Origin of the sequence: Vibrio cyclitrophicus (genome assembly GCA_023206055.1) — a bacterium.
Taxonomy (GTDB): Bacteria; Pseudomonadota; Gammaproteobacteria; order Enterobacterales; family Vibrionaceae; genus Vibrio; species Vibrio cyclitrophicus_A.
The window spans coordinates 172748-198111 of record CP065367.1 but is presented as its reverse complement, the minus strand read 5'-3'; the positions used below and the strand labels follow the sequence as shown (position 1 = coordinate 198111).

At 45.4% G+C, this 25364-nt stretch carries 19 protein-coding genes; 10 read left to right on the top strand and 9 right to left on the bottom strand.

Annotated features, from left to right (window positions below; genetic code table 11):
- Positions 1-301: 301 nt before the first annotated feature.
- A complete protein-coding gene (locus ITG09_16755) occupies positions 302-2092 on the top strand; it encodes a bifunctional protein-serine/threonine kinase/phosphatase (GenBank protein UPR54606.1) in 1791 nt (596 codons plus the stop codon).
- Between the two features lie 32 nt (positions 2093-2124).
- Here the strand turns inward: ITG09_16755 and cra are convergent, their stop codons facing one another.
- Complete coding sequence (cra, locus tag ITG09_16750; GenBank protein UPR54605.1) at positions 2125-3129, bottom strand: catabolite repressor/activator; 1005 nt, start codon at positions 3127-3129, stop codon at positions 2125-2127.
- A 384-nt stretch (positions 3130-3513) separates the two neighbouring features.
- Here cra and fruB point away from each other — a divergent pair, with 384 nt between their 5' ends.
- From fruB to fruA, 3 genes are read left to right on the top strand one after another with little or no spacing between them, the layout of a single operon-like run.
- Positions 3514-4647 (top strand): fused PTS fructose transporter subunit IIA/HPr protein, encoded by a 1134-nt coding sequence (gene fruB / locus ITG09_16745; protein ID UPR54604.1) that lies wholly within the window; start codon positions 3514-3516, stop codon positions 4645-4647.
- 9 nt (positions 4648-4656) lie between these two features.
- On the top strand, positions 4657-5634 hold the full coding sequence (gene pfkB / locus ITG09_16740; GenBank protein UPR54603.1) for a 1-phosphofructokinase: 978 nt from the start codon (positions 4657-4659) through the stop codon (positions 5632-5634).
- Positions 5635-5649: 15 nt separating this feature from the next.
- Positions 5650-7392 (top strand): PTS fructose transporter subunit IIBC, encoded by a 1743-nt coding sequence (gene fruA, locus ITG09_16735; protein UPR54602.1) that lies wholly within the window; start codon positions 5650-5652, stop codon positions 7390-7392.
- 115 nt (positions 7393-7507) lie between these two features.
- Here the strand turns inward: fruA and ITG09_16730 are convergent, their stop codons facing one another.
- The 4 genes from ITG09_16730 to ITG09_16715 are packed head-to-tail and all read right to left on the bottom strand — an operon-like array spanning position 7508 to position 13809.
- Positions 7508-8542 carry a helix-turn-helix transcriptional regulator gene (locus tag ITG09_16730; GenBank protein ID UPR54601.1) on the bottom strand — a complete coding sequence of 345 codons (1035 nt, stop codon included), beginning with the start codon at positions 8540-8542 and terminating at the stop codon, positions 7508-7510.
- Positions 8539-11718 carry an efflux RND transporter permease subunit gene (locus tag ITG09_16725; protein ID UPR54600.1) on the bottom strand — a complete coding sequence of 1060 codons (3180 nt, stop codon included), beginning with the start codon at positions 11716-11718 and terminating at the stop codon, positions 8539-8541. The genes ITG09_16730 and ITG09_16725 overlap by 4 nt, the downstream gene beginning before the upstream one ends.
- Positions 11715-12893: an efflux RND transporter periplasmic adaptor subunit gene (locus tag ITG09_16720; protein ID UPR54599.1), complete on the bottom strand. Its 1179-nt coding sequence runs from the start codon at positions 12891-12893 to the stop codon at positions 11715-11717. The genes ITG09_16725 and ITG09_16720 overlap by 4 nt, the downstream gene beginning before the upstream one ends.
- Entirely contained in the window at positions 12883-13809 is a 927-nt protein-coding gene (locus ITG09_16715) for an ABC transporter six-transmembrane domain-containing protein (GenBank protein ID UPR54598.1), read from the bottom strand. The genes ITG09_16720 and ITG09_16715 overlap by 11 nt, the downstream gene beginning before the upstream one ends.
- 141 nt (positions 13810-13950) lie before the next feature.
- On the opposite strand from ITG09_16715, the gene ITG09_16710 reads away from it, so the two are divergent.
- The 5 genes from ITG09_16710 (at position 13951) to ITG09_16690 (ending at position 17688) form a co-directional block, all read left to right on the top strand.
- Positions 13951-14553, top strand: a complete 603-nt coding sequence (locus ITG09_16710) for a hypothetical protein (GenBank protein UPR54597.1) — start codon at positions 13951-13953, stop codon at positions 14551-14553.
- An 11-nt stretch (positions 14554-14564) separates the two neighbouring features.
- Entirely contained in the window at positions 14565-15476 is a 912-nt protein-coding gene (locus tag ITG09_16705; GenBank protein ID UPR54596.1) for a sterol desaturase family protein, read from the top strand.
- Positions 15477-15484: 8 nt separating this feature from the next.
- Positions 15485-16159 (top strand): response regulator transcription factor, encoded by a 675-nt coding sequence (locus tag ITG09_16700; protein UPR54595.1) that lies wholly within the window; start codon positions 15485-15487, stop codon positions 16157-16159.
- Complete coding sequence (locus ITG09_16695; GenBank protein ID UPR54594.1) at positions 16156-17448, top strand: HAMP domain-containing histidine kinase; 1293 nt, start codon at positions 16156-16158, stop codon at positions 17446-17448. Before ITG09_16700 ends, ITG09_16695 begins: the two co-directional genes overlap by 4 nt.
- Before the next feature lie 87 nt (positions 17449-17535).
- Entirely contained in the window at positions 17536-17688 is a 153-nt protein-coding gene (locus ITG09_16690; protein UPR54593.1) for a hypothetical protein, read from the top strand.
- Between the two features lie 108 nt (positions 17689-17796).
- Here ITG09_16690 and ITG09_16685 read toward each other — a convergent pair whose 3' ends face one another.
- The 3 genes from ITG09_16685 to yghU form a co-directional block, all read right to left on the bottom strand.
- A complete protein-coding gene (locus ITG09_16685; GenBank protein ID UPR54592.1) occupies positions 17797-18120 on the bottom strand; it encodes a DOPA 4,5-dioxygenase family protein in 324 nt (107 codons plus the stop codon).
- A gap of 143 nt (positions 18121-18263) precedes the next feature.
- A complete protein-coding gene (locus ITG09_16680) occupies positions 18264-22730 on the bottom strand; it encodes an SslE/AcfD family lipoprotein zinc metalloprotease (protein ID UPR54591.1) in 4467 nt (1488 codons plus the stop codon).
- Positions 22731-23008: 278 nt separating this feature from the next.
- Positions 23009-23866, bottom strand: coding sequence for a glutathione-dependent disulfide-bond oxidoreductase (yghU, locus tag ITG09_16675; protein UPR54590.1), 858 nt, complete (start codon positions 23864-23866; stop codon positions 23009-23011).
- Between the two features lie 316 nt (positions 23867-24182).
- Here yghU and ITG09_16670 point away from each other — a divergent pair, with 316 nt between their 5' ends.
- Positions 24183-24527, top strand: coding sequence for an HNH nuclease family protein (locus tag ITG09_16670; GenBank protein ID UPR54589.1), 345 nt, complete (start codon positions 24183-24185; stop codon positions 24525-24527).
- Positions 24528-24707: 180 nt separating this feature from the next.
- Here the strand turns inward: ITG09_16670 and ITG09_16665 are convergent, their stop codons facing one another.
- Positions 24708-25088, bottom strand: coding sequence for an NADH:ubiquinone oxidoreductase (locus ITG09_16665; protein ID UPR54588.1), 381 nt, complete (start codon positions 25086-25088; stop codon positions 24708-24710).
- Between the last annotated feature and the right edge of the window lie 276 nt (positions 25089-25364).

The window sequence follows — 25364 nt, the reverse complement described above, 5'->3', positions numbered from 1 at the left end:
ACCCTTCGGGCAGCCTTTGTGGTTCATTTCTACTGCGTTATCGGCTTCTCATGTAGGCTAGCTACACATCAAAGCCTCTGCCTGGTAGAAATTTCCCACAAAGCGCTGCAAAAATCAGCTCGAAAGGTCAACTGACCCTAACGTATCGAGCTAACCACTCATTGAATCGGGAGAAGCACCAAGGTTGGTATCACCGCTTTGGTGCTTCGTTCAGAGGCTCTACGTTCACTAGAGCTTTTGTTCTTCCGAGGATGTTCTGTCAAGGAAGCGAAAAGAAGAGCAGTTAAGAAGAAGACCAGTTATGACAATTTCATTCAGCCAAGGGCAAATCATCGCGCCAGAATCAAACAACCAGTTAACGCTTAAGTTTGGTGGTTATTCGAATCAAGGCGTACGTGATGAAAACCAAGATGCCATCATTGTAAAACACCCCAAAACTCGCGCGGAACAAGAGTTGAAAGGCAGTGTTGCCTGCATAGCAGACGGCGCAAGTTGCAGTGAGCATGGCCAGAAAGCCAGTCACACCAGCGTGATGCAGTTTATCGACGACTATTACGCCACTCCCCAAAGCTGGAGCATTCAACGCTCGGCACAGAAAGTCTTAACTTCACTCAATTCTTGGCTCTTCAACACGTCTGTTTCTAATATTCATCCCGCACAACAAGTGAACCACAATGCCCTCGTTTCGACGTTCAGCAGCGTGATACTTAAATCGAACACCGCACATATATTCCACGTTGGCGACAGCCGTATCTACTTATTAAGAGATGGAGAATTACGCCAACTGACACGCGATCACACGCGTAAAAATATGGGGCAGAAGCATTATCTAACACGTGCCTTAGGCATGGACAACCAACTCAACGTTGACTATCAAACCCTGCCTATCAAGAAAAACGACTGTTTTATCCTGACATCTGATGGGGTGCATGAGTTTGTCTCCCCCAACACCTTCAAGGAACACATCAATAAGCCTGGATCGGATTTCGAATACGCAGCACAAACCATCTGTAACACTGCTTTAAGCCACAATAGCTCAGACAACGTGAGCTGCTTGATTGTGCAAGTCAGTCATCTGCCTAAACCTTCGCTCATTGAATTCCATGAAAAGCTGGCTAAACGCGCGATTCCACCAGCGCTAAAACTTGGCCAAAGCATCGACAACTTTATGGTCCTTGAGGTGTTATATGCAGGCTCTAGAAGCCATGTGTATCGTGTGATGCAGAAAGAGACCCAAACCGAGTTCGTGCTGAAAGTCCCTTCCGTTCAGTATCACGATAGCCCTTCGCAACTTCGTGCCTTCTTTAATGAACAATGGGCGGGGATCTTGTTAAAAAATAAGAGAGTAATGAAGGTTTACCCGACGCCAGAGAACTCGCAATTCTTATATCAAATCTGTGAGTGGGTAGAAGGCATCACCCTGAGACAATGGATGTACGACAATCCAAAACCGTCACTCAATGAAGTGCGCGACATACTAGAAAAGATCACGCAAGGCATTCGAGTATTACAACGTGCAGATATGGTGCACCGAGACTTAAAGCCCGAGAACATCATGATTCAGCGTGATGGTGAGATCAAAATCATCGACCTTGGTGCGGTGTTAGTGAGAGGTATTGAAGAGGGAGAACAAACAGAACAAGACTCGACACCACTGGGCGCGGTGAATTACATCGCACCGGAAACCATTAAGCACAACACGGCCACCACAAGCTCGGATCTGTTCTCTATCGCAGTGATCGGCTATGAGATGCTGACAGGTACATTGCCCTACTCTGAAATGACTGCACAATCGCTTAAGCAATCTCGTCATCATCAGTGGGAATACCAACCACTCACACAAAAGCGTGCTGATATACCGGCTTGGGTGGATTTGGTGTTACAAAAAGCCTGCGCGGAATCGCCAAGCGAACGCCATCAAGTGTTGGGGGATTTTGTGGCAGACCTTTACACACCAAACCAAAGCTTGGTGAAAAGCAAAGCCAAACAACCTTTGATAAACCGAAACCCTATCCAGTTTTGGAAAGTGTTGGCTTTGTTGCTCGGCATTGTTGCCATTGTAGAAATGGGCTTATTGCTTGGTTCTAGTTAACGGTTAAGCTCTGACTAACTGTTAAATGAATGCTAGCCTCGTTTGACTAAGCTTCTCGGCACTAATTCAATACCAGCTTGATAGCGCTTAGCTGACGCGTTCAAAGCAAGTGCAAAAGCGCTGTCGGCAATCACTTCGAATTGCTGAGGCAGTGAATGGACTTTGAAAGGTAAGAAATCCAATAAACGGTTATCACCAAAGGTCGCCAGCTTCACTTGGTTGATCAGCTCTGGCTTTTCGACCATCACATCCAACACACCTTCTAACAAGGTGTAAGACATAGTCACGATCGCATCGGGAATTGTACCTTTCGCAATCCAACCCTCAAAAATCTCACGCCCTGATTCTCTATCAAAGTGTTCGCCATAACCCACAACCATCGGCTTGTTTTCTATTAGCCTTGTTTGTTGAGTATGTGCTTTATTCGCCGCTTCAAAACCCAGCTGACGTTCACGTGAAATGTTCAGATCAGGTAACGCACCAATTAAGCCAACACTATGAATACTGTCATCGAGAATCGAATGGGTCAGTTCAAACGCGGCTTCGAAATCTTCACTGATCACACAAGCAAAATGCTCATCATCCAACGGACGGTCTATCGCAATGACAGGTGTACCTGAATTTTGCAGCTTCAAGTAAAACTCATTGGCGTCTGGCATTGAACTCGCAACAAGCAAGGCATCGATACGACGGCTCACCAACGCTTCTGCTACTTTGCGTTCGGTTTCAGCATCATCATCAGAGCAACCAATCAGGATTTGATAGCCCACTTTACGTGAGTTCTGCTCGATCAGTTTTGCTAAACGCGCGTAACTGCTGTTTTCCAGATCGGGAATAATCAAACCAAATGAACGGCTATTACCAGCACGCAGCGACGAAGCAGCATGGTCTGGTCGGTAGTTATATTCTTCCACAACCGCCATGACTTTCTGCTGAGTCTTTTCACTGATTCTGTATTTCTGCGCCTTGCCGTTGATGACATAACTGGCCGTGGTTTTCGACACACCGGCTAGTTTGGCAATTTCATCTAGTGTCATATGGGTGACCTGTATTTTGTGCGTAGGATCATATAACCAATCTTCTGATCCTTGGATTAGTTGAATTATATGCTGAATCGATTCAGTATAAAAGCTGAAAGGATTCAGCAAAATCTGAAAAGTGACTTCAATCATCCTTTTGTATGGATTGAGCGTCATTTGTCGTGATTCGGCTTCTTGTTGTTAACGAAACTGGAATTACGACACGCAGCAAAACTATTTTGAAAACCAAAATCGGCTTTGCTGAATTTTTTTACACTGAATGCTGAACCGATTCAGCCAAGATAAAACAAAGAGCAAGCAACGAGTAAAGCTCAGTAACATTTGCTTTAGACTGAATCGTAGCGATACACAAATTCTCAAGCGATACGCTAAAGAGGCACCATGCTTAAACTATCAAAATCCGACATCACTCTTGGTCAAACGGCCGATGACAAATTCAAAGCTATCCAGAACATTGCTGGCGACCTAACCGCGAAAGGCTTAGTTGACTCTGGCTACGTTGAAGGAATGCTGAACCGTGAAAACCAGAACTCTACGTTCCTAGGTAACGGCATCGCGATTCCTCACGGCACCACTGACACGCGTAGCCTAGTAAAAGAGACAGGCGTAGCGGTTCACCACTTTCCTGAAGGTATTGATTGGGCAGACGGCAACCGTGTTTACGTAGCAATTGGTATTGCAGCGAAATCTGACGAGCACTTAGGCATCCTTAAGCAGCTAACAAAGGTTCTAGCGGCAGACGGTGTTGAAGAGAAATTAAAGCAGGCGAAATCAGAAGACGAAATCATCGCCCTACTTAATGGCGAAGTTCAACTAGAAGCAGACCTAGACGCTTCTTTGGTTCAGCTACTGTTCCCTGCAAGCGACATGGTTCAAATGTCTGCAGTTGCGGGCGGCCTACTTAAGAACACAGGTTGCACAGACAACGCATTCGTTGCTGACCTAGTAACAAAAACACCGACTCACCTAGGCCAAGGCCTGTGGTTATTGGGCAGCGATAAAGGCGTAACTCGCACTGGCGTATCGTTTGTTTCAACAGCAAACCATTGTGAGTACGAAGGCACACCAGTGAAAGCATTAGTCGCATTCGCAGCTTGTAACAGCGCACACCAATCTATTCTGGCAAACCTAAGCAAGATGGTTTTCGAAGGTAAACAGCAACAACTGTTAACCGCTGACATTGCACAAGTGATTGGCCTTCTAAAAGGTGAAGCGGTTTCTACAGCGTCTCAAGACGATGACAACTGCGCAGTCTTCAAAATCAAAAACGCGCACGGCCTACACGCTCGTCCGGGTGCAATGCTGGTTGCTGAAGCGAAGAAATTCGAATCAACAATCCGCGTTTCAAACCTAGATGGTGACGGAAAAGAAGTGAACGCGAAGAGCTTGATGAAAGTAATCGCACTTGGCGTTAAACACGGCCACCAGCTTCAGTTTGTTGCTGAAGGTGAAGATGCAGCACAAGCACTTGAATCGATTGGCAAAGCTATCGCTTCAGGCCTTGGCGAAGGTTAAGGAATCGATATGTCTGATAAACAAATCAAAGCCGTTACCGTTACGCTAAACCCTGCTCTCGACCTAACTGGCGCTATCAACGCACTTAACGTGGGTTCAGTGAGCCTAGTGAACAAAGGTTCACTTCATGCAGCGGGCAAAGGCGTAAACGTAGCAAAAGTGCTTTCAGAGCTTGGCGCGAAAGTGACCGTAACAGGTTTCCTTGGTCGCAATAACGAAGAAGCTTTCTGCCAACTGTTCGAACAGATGGGCGCAACTGACCGCTTCATCCGTGTCGACGGCGCAACTCGTATCAACGTGAAACTGGTTGAGAACTCAGGCCAAGTTAGCGACATCAACTTCCCAGGTGTTCTTGTTGATGCTGACGCTGTTAAAGCGTTTGAAGAAACCTTGTTAGAACTGGCTGAAACGCACGATTACTTCGTGATTGCAGGCAGCTTGCCACAAGGCGTGTCGCCAGAGCTTTGCGCTTCTTGGGTACAACGCTTGCGTGACCTAGGTAAAAAAGTGCTGTTCGACAGCAGCCGTGACGCACTTAAAGCCGGTATCAATGCACAACCTTGGCTGATTAAGCCAAACGATGAAGAGCTGTCTCAGCTGTTCAATGCCGAACTGACCACACGCGACCAATGCCAACACGCAGGCCAAGCCCTGAGTGAAAAAGGCATCGATAACATCGTGGTATCACTTGGCGCAGAAGGCGTGATGTGGCTTAACCAAGGTGAATGGCTACATGCTCAACCGCCGCGTATGCAAGTGGTAAGCACGGTAGGCGCAGGCGACACCTTAGTTGCTGGCCTATGTTGGGGTCACATGCAACAGATGCCAAAACCAGAACTTATTAAATTCGCAACCGCCCTATCTGCTCTAGCAGTTTCACAGGTAGGCGTGGGCATCACCAGCCAACAAGAGCTGGATTCAGTACTACAAAATATCCAATTACAGGCGCTTAGTGCTCCAACTAGCCAGTTAGACACAAGCAAATAGGACAAAAGGTTTATTATGAATATTACCATTATCACAGCTTGCCCTAGTGGCGTAGCAAACAGCATCATCGCCGCAGGCTTGTTAGAGCAAGCGACAAAAGCACTGGGTTGGAACGCCGCTATTGAATGTCAATCAAGCGTGCTACCTGACTCAACCGTATCGCAAGACACTATCGACAGCAGCGACGTTGTGGTTATCGCAGCCAACACCAACGTTAATAAAGCGCGCTTTGTCGGCAAGAAAGTGTACCAAGCGGCTATCTCTGAATGCACTGCAGATGCAAAAGCATTTCTTGAGAAAGCGGCAGCAGAAGCAACAGTATTAGACGCTTCTCAAGCTGAAAGCACTGTTGAAGTGACTGGTACGTCACCTGCTACAGGTAGCAAAAAAATCGTAGCGATTACCGCTTGCCCAACTGGTGTTGCACACACCTTTATGGCAGCTGAAGCGCTTGAAGCAGAAGGCAAACGCCTAGGTCACCAAATTAAAGTGGAAACTCGTGGCTCTGTAGGTGCGAAAAACCAACTGACAGACCAAGAAATCGCAGACGCTGATCTTGTTATCATCGCAGCCGACATTGACGTTCCTCTGGATCGTTTTAACGGCAAAGCCCTATACAAAACAACAACAAGTCCTGCTTTGAAGAAAACAAAGCAAGAAATGGAAAAAGCATTCGCAGAAGCTAAACCATACCAACACACAGCATCTTCTAATTCAGCACCTGCTGACGAGAAGAAAGGCGTGTACAAGCACCTAATGACAGGTGTATCGCACATGCTTCCTGTAGTTGTTGCGGGTGGTTTGATCATCGCTCTTTCTTTCGTATTCGGTATCGAAGCGTTTAAAGAAGAAGGCACATTAGCAGCAGCATTGATGACTATTGGTGGTGGTTCTGCATTCGCACTGATGATTCCTGTTCTTGCTGGTTTCATTGCATTCTCAATTGCTGACCGTCCAGGTCTGGCTCCAGGTCTAATCGGCGGTATGTTGGCTAGCTCAACGGGCGCAGGTTTCCTAGGTGGTATCGCAGCAGGTTTCATTGCCGGTTACGCAGCGAAATTCATTGCCGACAAGGTTCAACTTCCACAATCCATGGAAGCCCTCAAGCCAATCCTGATCATTCCGTTTATCGCGAGTTTGTTTACTGGTCTTGTGATGGTTTACATCGTAGGTGGCCCTGTTTCTGGCGTGATGAGCGCAATGACAACTTTCCTAAACAACATGGGAACGTCTAACGCGATTCTTCTGGGTGTGATTCTAGGCGCAATGATGTGTTTCGACCTTGGTGGCCCTGTAAACAAAGCCGCTTACACATTCGGTGTTGGTCTACTGGCTTCGCAAACTTACGCACCAATGGCTGCAATCATGGCAGCAGGTATGGTTCCAGCTCTAGGTATGGGCCTTGCGACTTTCCTAGTGAAAGACAAGTTTGAAGCAGGCGAGCGTGAAGCAGGTAAAGCATCATTCGTTCTTGGCCTATGTTTCATCTCTGAAGGTGCAATTCCATTCGCAGCGAAAGATCCAATGCGTGTTATCCCAGCTTGTATGGCAGGTGGCGCACTAACGGGCGCTCTATCAATGATGTTTGGTGCTCAGCTTATGGCTCCACACGGCGGCTTGTTCGTATTACTGATTCCTGGTGCTATCTCTCCTGTGCTTATGTACCTAGTGGCGATTGCAGCTGGTACGGCAGTAACAGGCTTCGGTTACGCCGCTCTTAAAAAGATGAGCAGCGATAAAGTAACAGCAGAGGCTTAATCCCCCCACTCTGTTTAGCGGTTAAAGCTGACGAACAGAGGCTCTGATAAACTATTCCTTGGTAAAACAGCTCCTTGAAATAAAACAAAGGCTCCTCATTTTAGGAGCCTTTTTATTATTCGCTGTCTTGCGTGGTTAAAATGGGTAACTGAAAAGAGAACGTCACGCCTTCCACATCATCCGTGTCGATCTGGCGAATCATCTCTACCAAATAACCTTGCACATCTAACTTCAAACCTTGTTGCTCAACCGCCTTAAACAGAGCTTCTAAGGCTGTGCTGTACGCCACATCCGAAACCAGATAAACGTCGCTGCATAAGTAGTAGCCTTCAGGAATGGTCATATCGTAGCGATCTTTCGCGACTTGCCAGTTTCCAATTTCAGCGTCGATGTCGTCCCACTTATTATTCATCTGCTTGATCGGCGTAGTGCCCATCAAATGCGTCGACTTCTGACCATATATCTCAAACACCGTGTCCCAATCAGGATCTTCCAACTTAAGCTTTTGCATACCGCGCTCTGGATACCAAACCAGCTCTATCGGCATAGACTTAACCAGTTCTTTCTCCATCGAAGACTGCACACCTGGGTGTGCCAATTTCTGGATAAAGTCAGCAGTATCTCTGGGAGTCGCGTTATAGCCCATTTCCCGAATATGTTTTGCCGTGACACCGAGTTCACGCTTAAGCGCCTTACCTAATGACTGCGATGATGAAAAGCCGCAATATTGAGCTATTTCAATCACACTCCACGGCTCATCATTGAGCAACAAACTGACCGCAATTTGCAGCCGAACTCGACCTAAATACTGGCCCGGTGTTTCGTTGAACAACTCTGTAAACTGACGATGGAAGTGGTATGGCGAAATCGCGCTCTCGGTTGCTATCTCTTCCCACGTACGGCGCTCACCCCACTCTTCATGCATCAAGGTCAATGCATGCGTAAAGCGTTTTTGAAGATGCTCTGGCAAAGATTCGATCAATGCAATCTCTGGCACCAGTTTAAAACCGGGCACCAATTGATAATCAGGTTTTTTCTCTTGCGTCATACGGTCTTTTTTCTCAGGCATAGAAGCTCTTGTATCTGTCGACTTGATTGAATTCGATCGCTTGGCTTCACTATCGTCTTTGTCCTTTATAAAATCAATCACGAGCGCTCCAAAGTGAGTTCTTCTAATGCATCTTGTTCATGTGGTTCTTGTGCAATTAGATTTTCAACCTGAGGCGGATTACGGCAAAACAGGCCAAGCAACACAGGTATCAAAATCAGCGTTACCGCAGTGGCAAACAACTCACCAAATACCAAAGATACTGCCGCTGGTTTCAAGTATTGCGCCTGTTCTGCGGTTTCGCTTAGCAATGGCAACAATCCACACACCGTTGTAATGGTCGTCAAGAAAATCGCCCTCAAACGGCTGGTACCCGCAATGACTAACGCTTGCTGTAACGGTACGCCTTGGCGATATTCACTATTAAAGCGCGTGATCAACACTAACGAGTCGTTAATCACAATGCCTGTCATGGCCATCATGCCGAACATCGAAAGAATGCTGATGGGTAAGTCCATCAAGTAGTGACCAAAAATCGCACCTGCAAAGCCAAACGGTATCACAGCCATGATGATCATCGGTTGCCAATAGGACTTCAAAGGCACCGCCAACAAAATGTAGATCATGATGAGCGTTAGTATCATCGCTGATTTGAAGCCGTTCGACACCTCACCGATCTCTTCAAATTCGCCGCCTGCTTTTATCGTCACGCTTGGAAACTGTAAGTGCAGAGATTCAATCGTATCTTCAAGTTGCTCACGTGTTTTTTCTGGTGATTGCAGGTCTCGGTTCTGCTTCCAATACAGGTTGATCACTTGTTCTCGGTCACGGCGGTAAACCACTTGTGGCTCTTGCTCATGACGAAACTCAGCAATATCCCCCATCATCACACTTCCGCCATTAGGTAACATGATAAGAGCATGTTGTAGCTGAGCTAAGGTTCTGCGCTCATCCCTTGGATACTGCAGCAGCACCTTGGTCTCTTGCCCATTTTCTAATAAACGATGCACTTCTCTTTCACCAAACGCTTCGCCTGCTAGCTGAGCCAGTTTCGCTTGAGTTAACCCAAGTTGCTGACCATATTGATTCAATACCAATCGAACTTGCGGCAAACCATCCTGACCATCGTCGTAGACATCCGATACGCCTTTCAACGAAGCCAAGGTATCCGCGAGCTCCTCGCTAACAAGAGAAGCAAGCTCACGATCATTGGAAGAGATCGTTAAGAATGTTCCACCAGCAGGCTCCTCTGCCGCACTGAACTTAACCGAATAAGCGCCTTCGATTTGCCCTGTATTTTCTCTCCATCGCTTCAACAATAAATTTCCCGGCAGTGAGCTTAAAGATTCGTTAGTAAGCTCAGCTGTGACTTCGATTTCGCCATAGCCATCAGACCAAGCAAGCAGATTCACAACCGGCTTCTCTTGTAATGGGTAATCGTCCATTAAGCCTTTTTCTACTTGTGTCATTGCTTGCTCTATTTGCAACAAGGCTTGGCGCTGTAAAGGCAACGGCGCACCATCTTCCAGTTCAATAACCGCGGTGATGTAACGCCCCGGGATTTCAGGAAACAACGCACTGCGAATCGCACCGTTAGACCACATACCATAAGCCAGTGAGATAACCGCCACAAACCCAAGCAGAGACGCGACTTTGTAACCAAGTGCAAACTCCAATACTGGCTTGTAGATGTTGAGATTAAACCACTGTAATCTACCTTGAGCAGCATTCTGAACCTTGGCGAACAAACCCGTTGATGGTTTTTTCACAGAAAGCTGAGCCAAGTGTGACGGTAAAATGAACTTGCTTTCGATAAGCGAGAATATCAGCGCAAAGATCACCACGGCTGAAAACCCTGCAAGCACTTTGGCTAGCTCGTTATTAATCCATAACATTGGAGAAAACGCAGCGATGGTTGTGAGCACACCAAACACGGTAGCCACTGATACTGAGTTAACGCCCTGCCAAGCGGCTGTCTTTCCGTTTAGATTTGAGGAGCCGTTTATATTTGATAAACCATTGATATTATGAGAATAGCCGACGTTCCCCGTCCGTTTTTCATGTATCGCTTCACCTACCACAACCGCATCGTCCACCAACACACCGAGAACCAAGATAAAGCCAAACAGAGTGATGTCGTTGATGCTGTAGTTGAACAACTGCATTGCTGCCAACGTTCCAGTCAGCGCAATTGGAATGCCCATCGCGACCCAAAAGGCGAGTCTAATTTCAAGAAAGATCCCAAGTAAAACTACGACGATCAATAACCCTTGCCATGCATTCTCACTCAAACGAAATAGCTGTTCTTCAATGTAAGGTGCCATGTCGGCCATGGTATTCAACTCAATATCCGACGGCAAAATCGCACGTTGTGCATCCAGTGTTTCACTGATCGCCTCGCTGACTTTAAGCAGGTTGTCGGTTTGGCTCGTACTGACCAATAATGCGATGGCGTTAGAGCCGTTGTTACGCACGATAGAACCACTGTATTGGTAGCCACGACTTAACTTGGCGATGTCTCCCAGTAGTATTTTTCCGTTGCTTCCTGAAATCACAACAAGCTGGTTTAACTTCTGTAGATCATCGGCGTATCCGTCACCACGAATCACCATTCGACCTTTGTCACTAATCAGCTCACCGCTGCGAGTCTCAAGCGAACGCTGCTCAACGAGCTCTGCGAGATCTTCTAAGCTCAACCCTAAGGCTTTCAGTTGGTCAGGATCGGGCTCGATAACTAATTGAGATGTGCGAGTTCCCCAATTTGATAGCTTCGAGATACGCGGATTCTTTTTCAGTGCTTGTTCAAGTTGCTTAGCGATAGGTTGCAACTCGTCATCGGTTCTTGGCCCCGACACCACCACAAACGCCGCTAAATTGGTAAATTCGTTTCGCACAACTTGCGGTCTTTCCGCTTGCACGGGAAAACCATTGATCGCGTTGACTTGATTACGAATATCATCCAGAAGCTTGTCTAAATCTGTACTACTGGTTTTACGGACCATGACCTGAGAAATCCCAGCACTCGACTGACTAGTGATCTGTTTGATGCCTGCAATACCACTGATTGACTCTTCGATTCGCTGGGTAACACTCTCATCGATCTGTTGCGCCGTACCGCCAGGATAAGTAACGCTGATACTGATGGAAGACGGTGCGATTTGTGGGAACGACTCGACACGTAATTGTCCGAACGCAAGCACACCACTGATAACAATCGCCATCATCAACAAATTGGCAGCAACCGGATTATTGATAAACCATTTGGTCATCCAACTCATTGGTTTGCCTCCTCAATCTGCTCATCATCAGATTGGCTCGCGATCATGGATTCTGAACTATCGTCTTGGTAGAAGTTAGGCTCGACTTGCTTACCAATTAACATTGAAGAAAGCGGATACTGCACCACTCTGCGAACCTGTTCACTTTGCTGATTAAACCGAATATCGAGCACCCGATTACCTTGCCCAATCAAGGATACCGACTCTTTACGTAGACGATCATTGCTGTCTAACGTCCACACATATCCGTCTCGCGTCATCGCACTTAAAGGCACGCTGACTACGTTATCCTTCAGCCCAAGATTAACCACAGCCTGAACCTGCTGATTTGGAAACAATCTTGGCTTGCTTTGATAAGGCGCCTCAACCGAAAGCACGACTTGTCTTTGGCGGGTGACCGAATCAACTTGAGGAGAGACATAACGCACCTTTGCAGGCCACAGATTCCCAGAGCGGTTCACCACCGTGATACTTGGCTCAGTCAGAGCGGCTTGAACTTGTTGCCAATGCATTTCAGAAATCGGCAACTCGATATCAATCGAATCACTGGCAGCCAATTCAAAGGTCACTTGCACCGCCTCTATCCACTCTCTCGGACTGATATGGCGTTTCATGATCACCGCATCAAAGGGCGCGGTAATCACTGATTCTTCCAACAATTTCTGTGCACTCAGGTAAGCCTGTTTCGCTTGTTTCAGATTAGCTTTCGCTGCAAGTAATTGAGGCTCTCTGCGAGCAAAAGACGAACTCGTTTTCGGGTTCAACATTTTTAACGCGACCGTTTGCTCATGCTTAGCCTGTTTCAACTCCAATTCCGCTTGTTTCAATGAGCTCAACGCCTGAGCCAAGTTCGCATCAACTGCGCTAGTATCTAACCTTGCCAACACATCGCCTTTGTTAACCAAATTCCCCGGTTCAACGCTTTCATCTAGCCATTTCAACTGTGCACTACTGGATGCTTTCAACTGCACAGGCCAACGAGCAGCAGTTACACCTAATACCGTTAGCGTTGATTGATGCTGTGATGGTGTTACCTCTAACACTGAAACTGGGGCAAGGACGGCTTCTTTCTTCACTGGCTGGGTAGCTTCAGGTTCCAATTCATCAACGACAACCAACGCGATAAAGATGGCTGCACAACCGACTAATACAGAAAGTGGCTTTTTAAATTTCATGAGGTATCTCCTTGGTAACCTGTTGAGTTGAGGTGTGATTAAGGCGCTGACTGATTTCAGTGAGACGAGAAAGGGTTTGTAATGTGATTGGTAACATCACTGCGGTTTCAACAAACTCCAGTGAATAGGTAACGATAGAAAAAACTTGCCCTGCGGTCGGCTCTATAAGCTGACTCACCATCCATAAATTGCCGATAACCGCGCCAAATAACACGATAAAAATCAGCCCATAGACAACAGCTTCGGTATCAGACAGCTTGATTTCACACTGTTTTAAGCGCTCAAAGTGCCAGCGGAGTGCAGATAAACGAACACCGCTCAGCAATTTCACCTGCTGTTCAACTTGGTCGTTAAATTGGCCATTGAGTCGTGTAAATGTTCGGTGGAATACGCCGTAGATAACCAACATCGACAGCCCTGCAAACAACATACAAAGCGCCAACGAGAAGTGGAACGTTGAGAGGATAACCACCGTCGCGACCAACTGAACTACCGCCGTCATCAAAGTAGGCAAATCATCTTCGAGAAAATCAACCAGCTCACGAGACATGGTTAGCCGCGCATCTTTGGTCGAAATTGATAAACCGCGCAGGTTGCGCTCAACAAGGTTTGCCAGTTTTACGCGAATAGCACCATACACACGGGTATCGTAAAAACGACGAACGACACTGATGATCACCAGTACAAAAAGAATCAGTGCCAACATCATCAAAGGCTGAAAGCTTTGGTTTAACACGCCGTCGATGGCGTAACCAATAAACAACGGCAACAGAATAAGCATCACGTTTTCAGCCAGTACCATTAACCAAGTCGTAGCGACCTTTAATGGATTAAGCCGAATAATCGTCAGCAGTGAGATGGGATATTTGAATAGCATTATTGAGCCCATAAATGAATATGGCGTCAGTATTACCAATCCGACATGGAAAAAAGTGTCCCAAATTGCTGTATTAACAAATTAGACGACAGACTCTCTTAGTCACTAGATCGGTTACCTTTTGTTTACCTCACCTCCTTTACTGTCCCTTATAAGAGAAATGACACACAAGGAAAGAGCATGAAATTATTCGCTTCACTACTCACGACAGTCGGTATTACTGGTGTTGTCTGGGGGGTATTACATATTCAGCCAGCGATTGCGGATGCTTCGACGGATCAGCCAATAACTGAGTCATCAACTAACAAGTCCTCAAAGAATCAGTCATCAATAAGTAAGCCCGTAGAGGTAAAACCACAGGCAACCGCAAACACGACTTACCTGCAAGGTTTGAGTAAGACAATTCCTTTAGAAAACGTGCCAAACCTATGGGTGGATTTCTATCAGAGCCTCGAAACCAATGAAAAAGAGAGCGCACAACAACAAGTCATCGTGATCTATCAAGACATCAGCTTAGATTTCAGCGAAGCAACAATCACGATTGGCTTCCCGACTCAGCAATCAAAATCAAATAAAAACAAGCCCTTAATTAAGATCCCAAACAAAGCCAAAGGCACGCTTCTACTAGGTAAAGGCGAACATACTGAACAGGAATTAGCACAAGCTTGGGAAGGTATCGCGATTTTAAAAGAAGTGGATATGGTCATTGAGTACCATCAGCTGAATCAGCATGGGTTGCCAGATTCTAGCGAGTTATACGTCTATTATAAGAACAACCAGTAAAGGATTTAGTTATGGATTTCACTATGGATCGCATTGGGAATTTTCTCTCTCAAAAATTCTCAGAAACGAGCATCATCCTTACCGAAACTTGGGTAGATGATAATTTTCTACTGCTTGCTCTGGCTCTGTTTATCTTTGAGCTTATCCGCTATGCCTTTAAGAAAAAGCTCAGCTGGGATATGTTGGGAGACAGCGCGACCAACTTAGTCACCTTGTTCTTCTTGTTGGTGACCCTTTTCTTTGTCGGGTTAGCCTATGTGGGCACGTTTGTTTACGCCTACGAGAATTTCAGCCTAACTCAGCTACCGATATCTGGTTGGACAATTCTGGGTTGCTTGATCTTGGCCGATCTCGCTTACTACTGGGAGCACCGATTCTTGCACAGCAACGGTTTAGCATGGGGAACGCACTCGGTTCACCATAGCTCGCCTTACTTTAATATTTCGGTTGCTTACCGGTTTGGACCTTTGGATTGGTTCTTCCCGTTCTTTTTCCATTTGCCGTTAATTCTGCTTGGCTTTAATCCGTTTGTGGTGCTGATGTGTGAAACCTTTGTGCAGCTATACCAAACGTTATTGCACACCGAAACGGTTAAGCGATTACCTCGTCCAGTTGAAGCCGTTTTCAATACGCCTTCGCACCACAGAGTGCATCACGCGATCAACAAACAGTATCTTGATAAGAACTACGCTGGGATCTTTATCATTTGGGATCGTATGTTCGGCACCTTCGCCAAAGAAGAGGAAGAAGTCAGATATGGCGTGTTCCCGAGAATCAACTCTGTGAACCCATTTAAGGTATATTTCCATGGCTACGTTAAACTGTGCCAACAATTATGGCACGCGCCAAATTGGAACTACCGACTACAGCTTCTTATTCAGCCACCTACCTGGGCTTGGAAAAGAGAACGAGAAACAAAGTAAGGACACTTATGAGCATTAACGCCCTGTTGATTGAAGACGACAGTGACTTAGCAGAAGCCATTGCAGACTATATGGAACTCGACGGTTTCGAATTCGATTTTGCTTACAATGGCAGTGCGGGTCTCAATCTTGCTCTAGAGGGGCGTTATGACATCATCTTAACGGACATCAACATGCCCAAAATGGACGGGCTTGATCTCTGCCAATCTCTTCGCCAACAAGGTGTTACCACTCCTATCCTGATGTTAACCGCAAGGGACACATTAGAAGACAAAATCGCAGGATTCGAGGTCGGTTCGGATGACTATCTAGTGAAGCCTTTTGCGATGGAAGAACTCAAAGTACGACTCATGGCGCTGATACGTCGCTCTCAAGGTTCGGTGACGTCTCTGTCTGTCGCAGATCTCAAACTGGACTTAGATAAGCACCAAGTCCATAGAGACGGCAAGCTATTGAAGCTCTCTCCGGTATGTTGGCGAATGCTCGTGATGTTAGTGCGAAACACCCCTAACGTGGTGAGTAAAGCCAAGCTTGAAGAAGCATGGGAAGATGAAATGCCAAGTTCGGATAGTATGAAAGCGCATTTGTTTAAGCTTCGACAAGTAGTCGATGCCCCCTTTGACTCAAAGTTAATCCACACGGTTCATGGCATTGGTGTTGTCTTGCATGAGGAACCATCATGAAACACGCGAACATGAATCGAGTCAGTATAAAGCGCGACATCTACCTCTATTTATTTGGCATCGTCGTGCTACTGACTGCCATCTACAGTTTGATGGTTTCACAGAGCTACCACATTGGCCTTAATGAATCGGCAAAATATGGATTCTTGTATGAATTGGAAGTCGCAGAGCAACGTTACATCGAAACAGGGCAATTACCAGACTATAAAAACCCGACATTCCAAGCCTTTCTAACCTATTCGGAACTGCCCGCTAAATTTCAACAAGCCTTTGATTGGAATACGTTTGATAACGACGCTATTTATGATCATTACCAACCTTCGCCTAACAATGAGTCAGGGCAATACCTCTATGCCGCCAAGCATCAAGTTTCTGGTAAAGACGAAGCCTTGTACATCATTTCTGAGTACGATGAAGCGATCTACTTGAATCTGTTCGAGCTCAACCCACCCGATTCCGTGAACCAAATTAACAATGCCTTCATTGCCATCGGCGCCCTATTACTCTTGGTGTTCTTGATCATTCGCCTTTTGATACACCGAGTCACCAAACCGATTATTACGCTATCAAAATGGTCTGAATCTCTGGATGTGGATGACACCCAAAGGCTGACTCAGTTTCGATATAAAGAGATCGATCAACTGGCGTCACAACTGGTTAAAAGCGTACAAGGTGAACGTCAAGCCAATGAACGTGAAAGCTTCTTCTTAAAAACTGCAAGCCACGAACTAAGAACACCAATTGCCACCATTTCAGCCAGTGGCGATATGTTGGTTCGCTTGTCTGAAAGCATTCCTAACAGTGGTCAACGTGCGGTCGCAAGAATCCAACGCTCAGCCACCAACATGAAAACCTTGGTGACGACTCTGCTATGGATGAGCCGCAATAACGAGATGGAAACCAACTATGAGCAAATCAAGATCGCTCCCCTACTCGACAGCATTATTGAAAGCCAACGTTACCTTTTGAAAAACAAAGACGTCGATATTCAAATCAAGGTTGTTCAAGAAAAACATAACCTTCCCCGAGAACTCACTGAAGTTGTGCTCACCAACTTAGTCCGAAATGCTTTCCAGCACGGCGGCAACGGAGGGATCCATATCAGCCTGTCACAAGCTCAGTTTGAGGTAACCAACCGCTTGGAAGATCAAAACTTAGCAAACGACTCTGAACAACAAACCTCTTTTGGTATCGGCCTAGAACTCATTGAACGCGTTTGTCAGAACCAAGGTTGGCAGTTTACTCATAAAACCAACAACAATGAGTTCATCGTTAAAGTCATACTGTAGCGGTTTTCTAGATGTTTAATTGATGGTGACCAAAAGTTTACCTTGGCTTGGTTATGCTAGTCGCACAATCTAGTTAGGAGTTATGTTATGGGCACTTGGATTTTAGAAACACTATTGTGGGCAGTGGTAACCGTGGCGGTTTGTGTCGCAATTTGGGGGCTTTACTTACCCAATATCTTAATCGCTTTAGGTGTGTCGGTAGCGGTATCTTTGTTACTAGGGAATAGCTGGAGAAGCTAGGTATTTAAGAAGGAAATGGTTCGAAAATTAGTGAGCTTTGATACACCCGACAGCAGCTATGTTTATTAAGAACGTTGATTAGCTAAAAACTGTCGGGCGCGAATTAAATTAGCTACTTAGTGTCTCTTCAAACACACCTAACTCACGACCAAGCCAAATCGCGCGTACTGTGTGATCCAAAGTTTCTTCACCGCCAGTTACCGGGTGAATAAGCACCGACATATCGCCACGTTCTTGCTCAAGCCATTCGACAATACCCGACTCTTTGTTTGCAAAGTGAATCTCAAACATCGGCATCTTATGTGGGCCAACCAAACGCTGTATTAATGGGAAAGTCTCTAACACATCTTTGCGTTCCGATAGAATTTTCTGACGCAGTGTTTCTGCCTGCTCTGCAAAGCGCAGAGGGAAATAGATATGACCGTGGTACATGGCACCATCCTTTAGAATTATGATGCGAACAGTTTAACCTGCTTTTTCGCATAGATCTCTTTTATGGCTGTAAAAACGCCACACTAAAGTGAAGTGTGGCGTTTGATTCAAGTAATAAGCAGTTTAAACAATTGTTGTCCCTGTTAGATAGAGTCGACCTTCAAAGGACTATCCTTTGGTTTCGGCAAGTTTAATTGCTCTACTAAACTACGACCTTTCTCGCTGATGCCTCCACTGTAAGACTTTGAATCATCAGCATTAGTCATTGAGGTTTCACCCACGTTCCAAGCTACAAAGAAGTCACTTAAGTCATAGTTCGAAACATAAGAAGCACACACCATCATTAGGTCTCCACCAGAAAGCCCAGTTTCGCTAGCACTACAATAGTTCGTATTCGAGTCACCTTCGCTATCGCCTCGCGCTTTGCGATGCATAAGCTTGAACATATTCCAACCTTCATCATCACCGTAAACCAAAGATTGGCTCGCCCCACGACCATACCAATCATCAATAGCAAAGTTCGATTTTGCCCAGATTTTCAGTTGCCCGAACATAACTAGACGCAAACCAGCATCACCATGTGACCAAGCGTGTCTATCGTTTTGCTCTAGCCATTTTGGTGCCTTCTTAATATCCGATTTTATGCGATCCATTTCAGGGTTTGCATTGCGACCATCTAACTCCTGCATATACAACGCAAGAAGGTTATTGGTCACTTCTGTACTGCCCGCTGCTGAGAACGGCGCAGATGCTAAGTTATGACCAACTTCATGCCACAATAGCCAATCATTCAAAGGGTTAGTTGGAATGTAGGTGCGGTTTGCATTAAAACTCGAATTCATCACTGGGTAACCAGAGTGAGCAGAGCCTATCGATATTTGCACGTCATTCACAAAACGATGACGGAACGCCTTTAGTTCTGGATAAGTGAACCTACGGTGTAAACCATCGCTTTGTTTGCCATCACGTCCGTAGAAGTCACTTGCAGCGTCAGCGAATCGATTCATATCTGTTGCGAATTGGTTCAAATCAGCGGATTCTAGATTCCTGATTGGGGTCGTATAAATAAATGAGCCCGTGTCGACTTCCGCAATAGGGGCGTCTACCGATTGAATAGAGTTAATCCACTCTCCCTCTTTCCACCAAGCCGCTTTTAATGCGCCATCAATGCTAAACGAGACTTCACCAAGCTCTTTTACTTTCGGTTGAATGTAAATCAAGCCACCATAAGGCGCTTTGAAATTTAAGCTAGAACCATTGTAGTCATAGCTGGTTTGCATACGTGGAGGGCGTTTCAAACTCGTTTCGTGATTCGGCTTACCGGTTAGGTCATCCGCCATCATCACGGTAATCGTAGCTGCCACGCCATCTTGAATGGTTACTTCTTGCAATTGAGGCGCCCATAAACCAGTCGATTGGTTGTTACCTGCCGAATACGTGACGCCCTTGCCATCTGTTTGGATAAGAACCGAACTCGACGAAGGTGCTCCCGAGGTTCGACCCGGATACATTGTGGTATCGACAACGATTTCATGATCCCAGAATGAGCGCCCCAACATGATACGAGTCAGTGGCTTTTCCATATAGTTCAACGGGTAACTAGGGTTTAACTGCCCCACTAAGTCACCTTCACCATAGATCATGTTATTGGCTACCAAAGAAGCTTTAAGATCAACAGGACATTGTGCTTCTACTGTATCTGTTTGATGTTGGCCATCGGTATAACAATTTAAGAATTGAACAGCCTGTTTAAAGCCTAGTTCATCTTGTATCTCACTTTCAAAGCGATAAGCGTTGTCGTTCCACATCCAAACTGACAGATTATCGAAAGCTTGATTCAATTCGCTGTTAGACAGGCGCTTGCCTTGAGTACCTTTCGTACGATAGTAGATTTCATGCTCATAAAGCGCCGTGAAGTTAGTGCCCAACTTCGCGGCTTTAACCATGCTACCAACAACAGCTTCACTCACTTCATAGCGATCAAAGTCTGCGCGATGATAAGCACCACGAACAGTAACACCGTCTCCAGAACGAGTCTCTATACAGTTAAATTCGTATTCATAATCGTTTGTACAAAGAGCAGTTCCAGCAAAAGCAGATTGCAGTTCTTTGATCGCCGCTTCACGCTCTTCTGCCGATTCAACAAAGATACGTGCGGATTTTGTCTCCATTACTGGAACACCAGCTGCATCAAGCACTGGTTTCCCTTCGGCGTCTAACTTAGTAACCTCATAAGTCGGGATTTCAAACTTAATCTTCGACTCATCTTTGATCCACTCAACCGTACCATCTTGATTGACCGTGAATGGGGGCTCTCCTTGGTTATCTTGAAAACGCTCTAGCACCACCATATCCTTTTCACTCTTCACGTGAAGATTAGGGTACGGTGCTTGGCAGTAATAAGAGCTACCGCAGAAAGCTTGGTTTGTCGGCGTAACGTTTTCACCACCAAGAGAGACACCTGCGGCATCCGCCAAGCGACCAATAGGTTCAGGGTTAGTCGTTTGAATCGCATCCATAAATAAGATATTGCCACCCTCATTAACATAGTTAATAAGAGCCGTAATATCGTCTTGGTTTAAGTTCGGGCTATCCAAGTCAGCAACAAACTGGTTAGTCATGCCATCTTGAACCAACTTAGGTGGATATGCTTGAAGGATCAAAATCGGCGTAGTGCGCGCATCCAAATCATCAAACTCACCTGAACCACGCTTTTCCACTGATGCAAAACCATACTGCGGACTCACAAAAAAAGTGTACTGCTTACCCATTGTGGAGTGGTGATAAGCCGAATAAGCTTGGTCAATATTGGTAACTGCATTCATCCCAGCAATAGGCAAGCCATTATTGAACCACTCAAACAAGTTCGAGAAAAACAACCTCATGCTGCCTTGGTCATCATGCTGTAGGTTTTCGAAAGTCGAAACAGTGCATTGTTGTTTATTGGTATCGATATGCAATGTGCGATTGGCCCAATAATTCTCTGGGCATGACAGAATACTTGGATATAAGCCATTGCCCATGAACACGACTTTACCTTTGCCTATCTCGCCTGCAGTAACGAATGGAAAACCATAAGTTGCGTTGTCGCCAGAGACTAAAGGAACCTGAGGCATCGAGATACTTGGGTGTTGCGCGATGTAAGGCTTGCCTTCACGAGTCCAGGCCTGTTGCTCGCCAAAATAAAGCTCACGGTTTTTATCAGTTCTTGGCATCATCACAGGGAATGCTCTGTTCGATATGTTCAGAGCTCGCATACCACGGGTATACCCCGTCGCACCGTAAAAACTACCATTGTCATTGAAAACATGGAATGTGGTGACGTTGTGGAAGATTTGCTGCAGAGACTCCGTAACATACTGACCAGAATCCATAGATAAAACGGCAGGTTGACGAACATAATCCATAAACAGAGGTGTTTGACGCAGCTGCTCATCGATTACTGCCGTTAACCCTTGGCTAAACTGACCAACAAACTCATTAGGAAGTTCGAAGTCTGTACCTTCTATCAGTCCCCCATTTGGCAGGTTTAGGTTTATCAGTTCATTTATAACGTTAGGGTACTTTGAAAAGGTATCTTGAACTTCTTCAGATATCTCATAATGACTTACATGATCAACCGCGTAGCGCTCTAGTAATGACTGGATATTCGCTTTCTCAACTACATTATTGGTCACGTCAGACAATTTATAAGCAATCTGATTACCCGTAATGGAGCCAAACTCAAACGTATCAATACCAAAAACGATTCTGTCGCCCCACAGGTACTCAAAGATTCCCTCTTCATCCGTCACGCCCGTCGCGTTAGCCGAAAAGAAGCTGATCCCAGAAATCGCTGTACCATTAGCGTCAGTAAGCTTACTGCGAGTTAACACCTTACCTTCTACAGTTGGCTTATAAGCATAGGTAGACTCTGCGTCCGCAGAAACAAAACCAGCGTTAAGGTTATTGTCCGCATTAGGATCAACCGCAGGAACAACAGTTGTGTCTACGTGTGAACTAGGAGCCTTACCGACTTCATCTGTAGACTCTTCTTCTTTCGATGAAAAGTACGCATCAATAGCATCTTGATCATCAAGTTGCGAGAACACATCTTCAATATCAAAAGCATCCAGTTCTTTTAAACAGATAGCACTTTCAGTCTCGCAAATATCAATTGATTCGAGTACTTTAGTAACGTTGTCTCCATGTAATTCTGTCAACTCAAATGCCGCATGAAGTGCGTCATTTGAAATCGTGCTTTCTGTAACTTCAGGGAAAGGGGCAGTGAAATCACCCAGAACAAGATGACCCAATGTACAACTAAAGCTTACGCCTTGTTTAACATTGAACGTTCCGTTTTCAAGATGAATGCCGTCACAGTACACATCTCCAGACACAAACGCCCCGCTCGACAACAGTGAACCGATGTAAGTTATCGGGGGGATAATATCTGTTGGTGGAATAATGTCTGTCGGCGGAAGGATATCCGTTGGTGGAATAATGTCTGTCGGCGGAAGGATATCCGTTGGTGGAACAATATCAGGGGTCTCATTGTAATTAGGGGAATCGTCATTACACCCGGAAAGAGCCGCGGATATGATAGCCAGCGCAATTAAGTTTTTTTTCATTGAGCGAAGTTAGTCGTAATTTTAAGTGGACCGTTATCTTATAGATTTACTCCATGTCGATGACTATTGTTTTTTGTCTTAACCACAAAGACCATTACTCATAAGCGATTGAATAAGATAAACAAAGTGGTAATTGAGACTCTCATTCCAATTGCAAAACCTCTCCCTACCTTAAAACGGAAAAACGCCATATCTCGATTGAAATATGGCGTTTACAATTGATCACTAATATTAAGCTAGTGAGAAGGTATCACCCAAGAGTAGCTATCAAATACAAGCTAAGGTTTAAGCTTCAACACCGCATCAATGTCTTCTGCAGAATGGCGCTCGGGTACTTGCTCCCACTCTTCGCCAAATGAACGGTTAACCACTCGGCCGCGTTGGAAACCTTCACGCGCTTCTAGTTGCTTCGCCCAGCGTACAACGTTGGTGTAAGACTCCACTTGTAGGAACTCGGCTGCATCGTAGATTTTGCCTAGCACAAGGTTGCCATACCAAGGCCAAATCGCGATATCAGCGATGCATAGCTCTTCACCCGCCACAAATGTGTTGTTTGCCAGTTGTTTATCTAACACGTCTAGCTGGCGCTTCGCTTCCATCGCAAAACGGTTAATTGGGTACTCTTGCTTTTCATCAGCGTAAGCGTAGAAGTGACCAAAACCACCGCCTAGGAATGGCGCAGAACCTTGTGCCCAGAACAACCAGTTAATGGTTTGTGTTCTTGCCGCCCCTTCTTTTGGTAAGAAGTGACCAAATTTTTCAGCTAAGTGCATCAAGATAGATGCCGATTCGAAAACATTAACGTCTTCATCTCCAGACTTGTCGACAAGTGCTGGTATTTTAGAATTTGGATTCACTCCAACAAAGCCAGAAGAGAATTGATCGGCCTCACCGATGTTGATCAAGTACGCATCATATTCAGCTTCTTTAACACCCGCCGCTAACAACTCTTCCAGCAAGATAGTGACTTTTTGACCGTTAGGTGTGCCAAGAGAATACAATTGAAAAGCATGGTCACCAACAGGAAGCTCTTTATCAAAGCGAGCTCCAGATTCAGGACTATTGATGTTTGCCCACTTGTTACCACCAGCAGTATCGTTAACCCAAACTTTTGGCGGAGTGTATTGTTCTGACATGATATTTCCTTATTAATATAGGGTCTCACAAACTGATATTAGGTCACATACCTGTGGTTAAAACCCCTAAATACGATTTATTTTCAAACTGTTAAGCATGGCTTATTCCAGAAAGACATAACCCGTTTAAGCGTTGGCGTGTGTATTTAAAGATAAGTCTGTATTCAAACCTCAATCTGATATCGATAAACCCACCGCATCATTTAGCAATTAGCAATTAGCAATTAGCAATTAGCAATGATTTACGAACGACATACCGACAGGTTCAAGAAAGCTGTGATAAAATCGGGATATTACAATTGATAAGGATTTGGCAATGTCTTCTGATTTCACAGGTTCGAGTGCAGCGTATGCTCGCCAAGAGAAAGGCTACCGCGAAAAAGCACTAAAACTGTACCCTTGGGTTTGTGGTAAATGTGCGCGAGAATTTGTTTACTCAAACCTCCGAGAACTTACCGTTCACCACGTGGATCACGACCATACAAACAACCCTGAAGATGGCAGCAACTGGGAGCTATTGTGCTTGTACTGTCACGATCATGAGCATTCTAAATACACTGACCATGAGCGTTATGGTGTGGATGCAAAAGCGAGCTTAGATGATCATCAGTCAGCGACACACAACCCGTTCGCCGATCTCGCTAAAATGATGAAGAAGTAACACGCTTTCAGAACTGTCTTTGGTAGATGGTAACTGCTTGATAATAGATAAATAACAAGAAACCCCAGTATGTCACCATACTGGGGTTTCTTTTATCTGCCGTCATAACCAGATAATAGAGTTCAGGTGGGCAAGATCAAAAAAGCCTTCCGAAGAAGGCTTTTTAAGAATCAAATCGAATTACGCTGCCGCTTGTTTACGAGACTCTTCTACCTGCTTAGCGCGCTGTTTTAGCGTCAATTTATCGCGGTATGCAAACCAAACGTAAGACACAACCACTAAGAAGAACAAGTATGATAATGAGAAAATGAACGGCGATTGAATGATATCGTTCGAGATACCCCAAGAAACACCGACAACAGTCACTGCGATTTTCGCAAAGAAGCCACACATCAATAGCACTAATGCCAACTGTGGGAAACGCGTACTGCGGAATGCAAGCCAGTAGCAACTACCAACGGCTAGTGCCGCAACATAGAAGCCGAATAGGAAAGAGTGAATATGGTCAGCTGCCGCTACACCACCAGAAATTGACATCAATAAAATTAAAAACAGTTTCATAATACTCGCCTCACCATAAGTTGGAAACGCATCCTTTCAAATTTGGAATCTCAGTTTGCGTACTATTTTCCCACTTTTTACGGACAACACAACCCCTCCAATCGAACAAAATGTAAGCAAAGGTGCTAACAAAAAGCACCCTTAACAATTACTTAACATTCTGTTTTTAATAAAACTCCGTTACTCCTTGTCTCATATGGGTAAAGCTCCATTTTGATTTATTTTGTTACACAAAATTAACCTTAGAAAAAATTTAAAATAATTAGTAACTCTGTG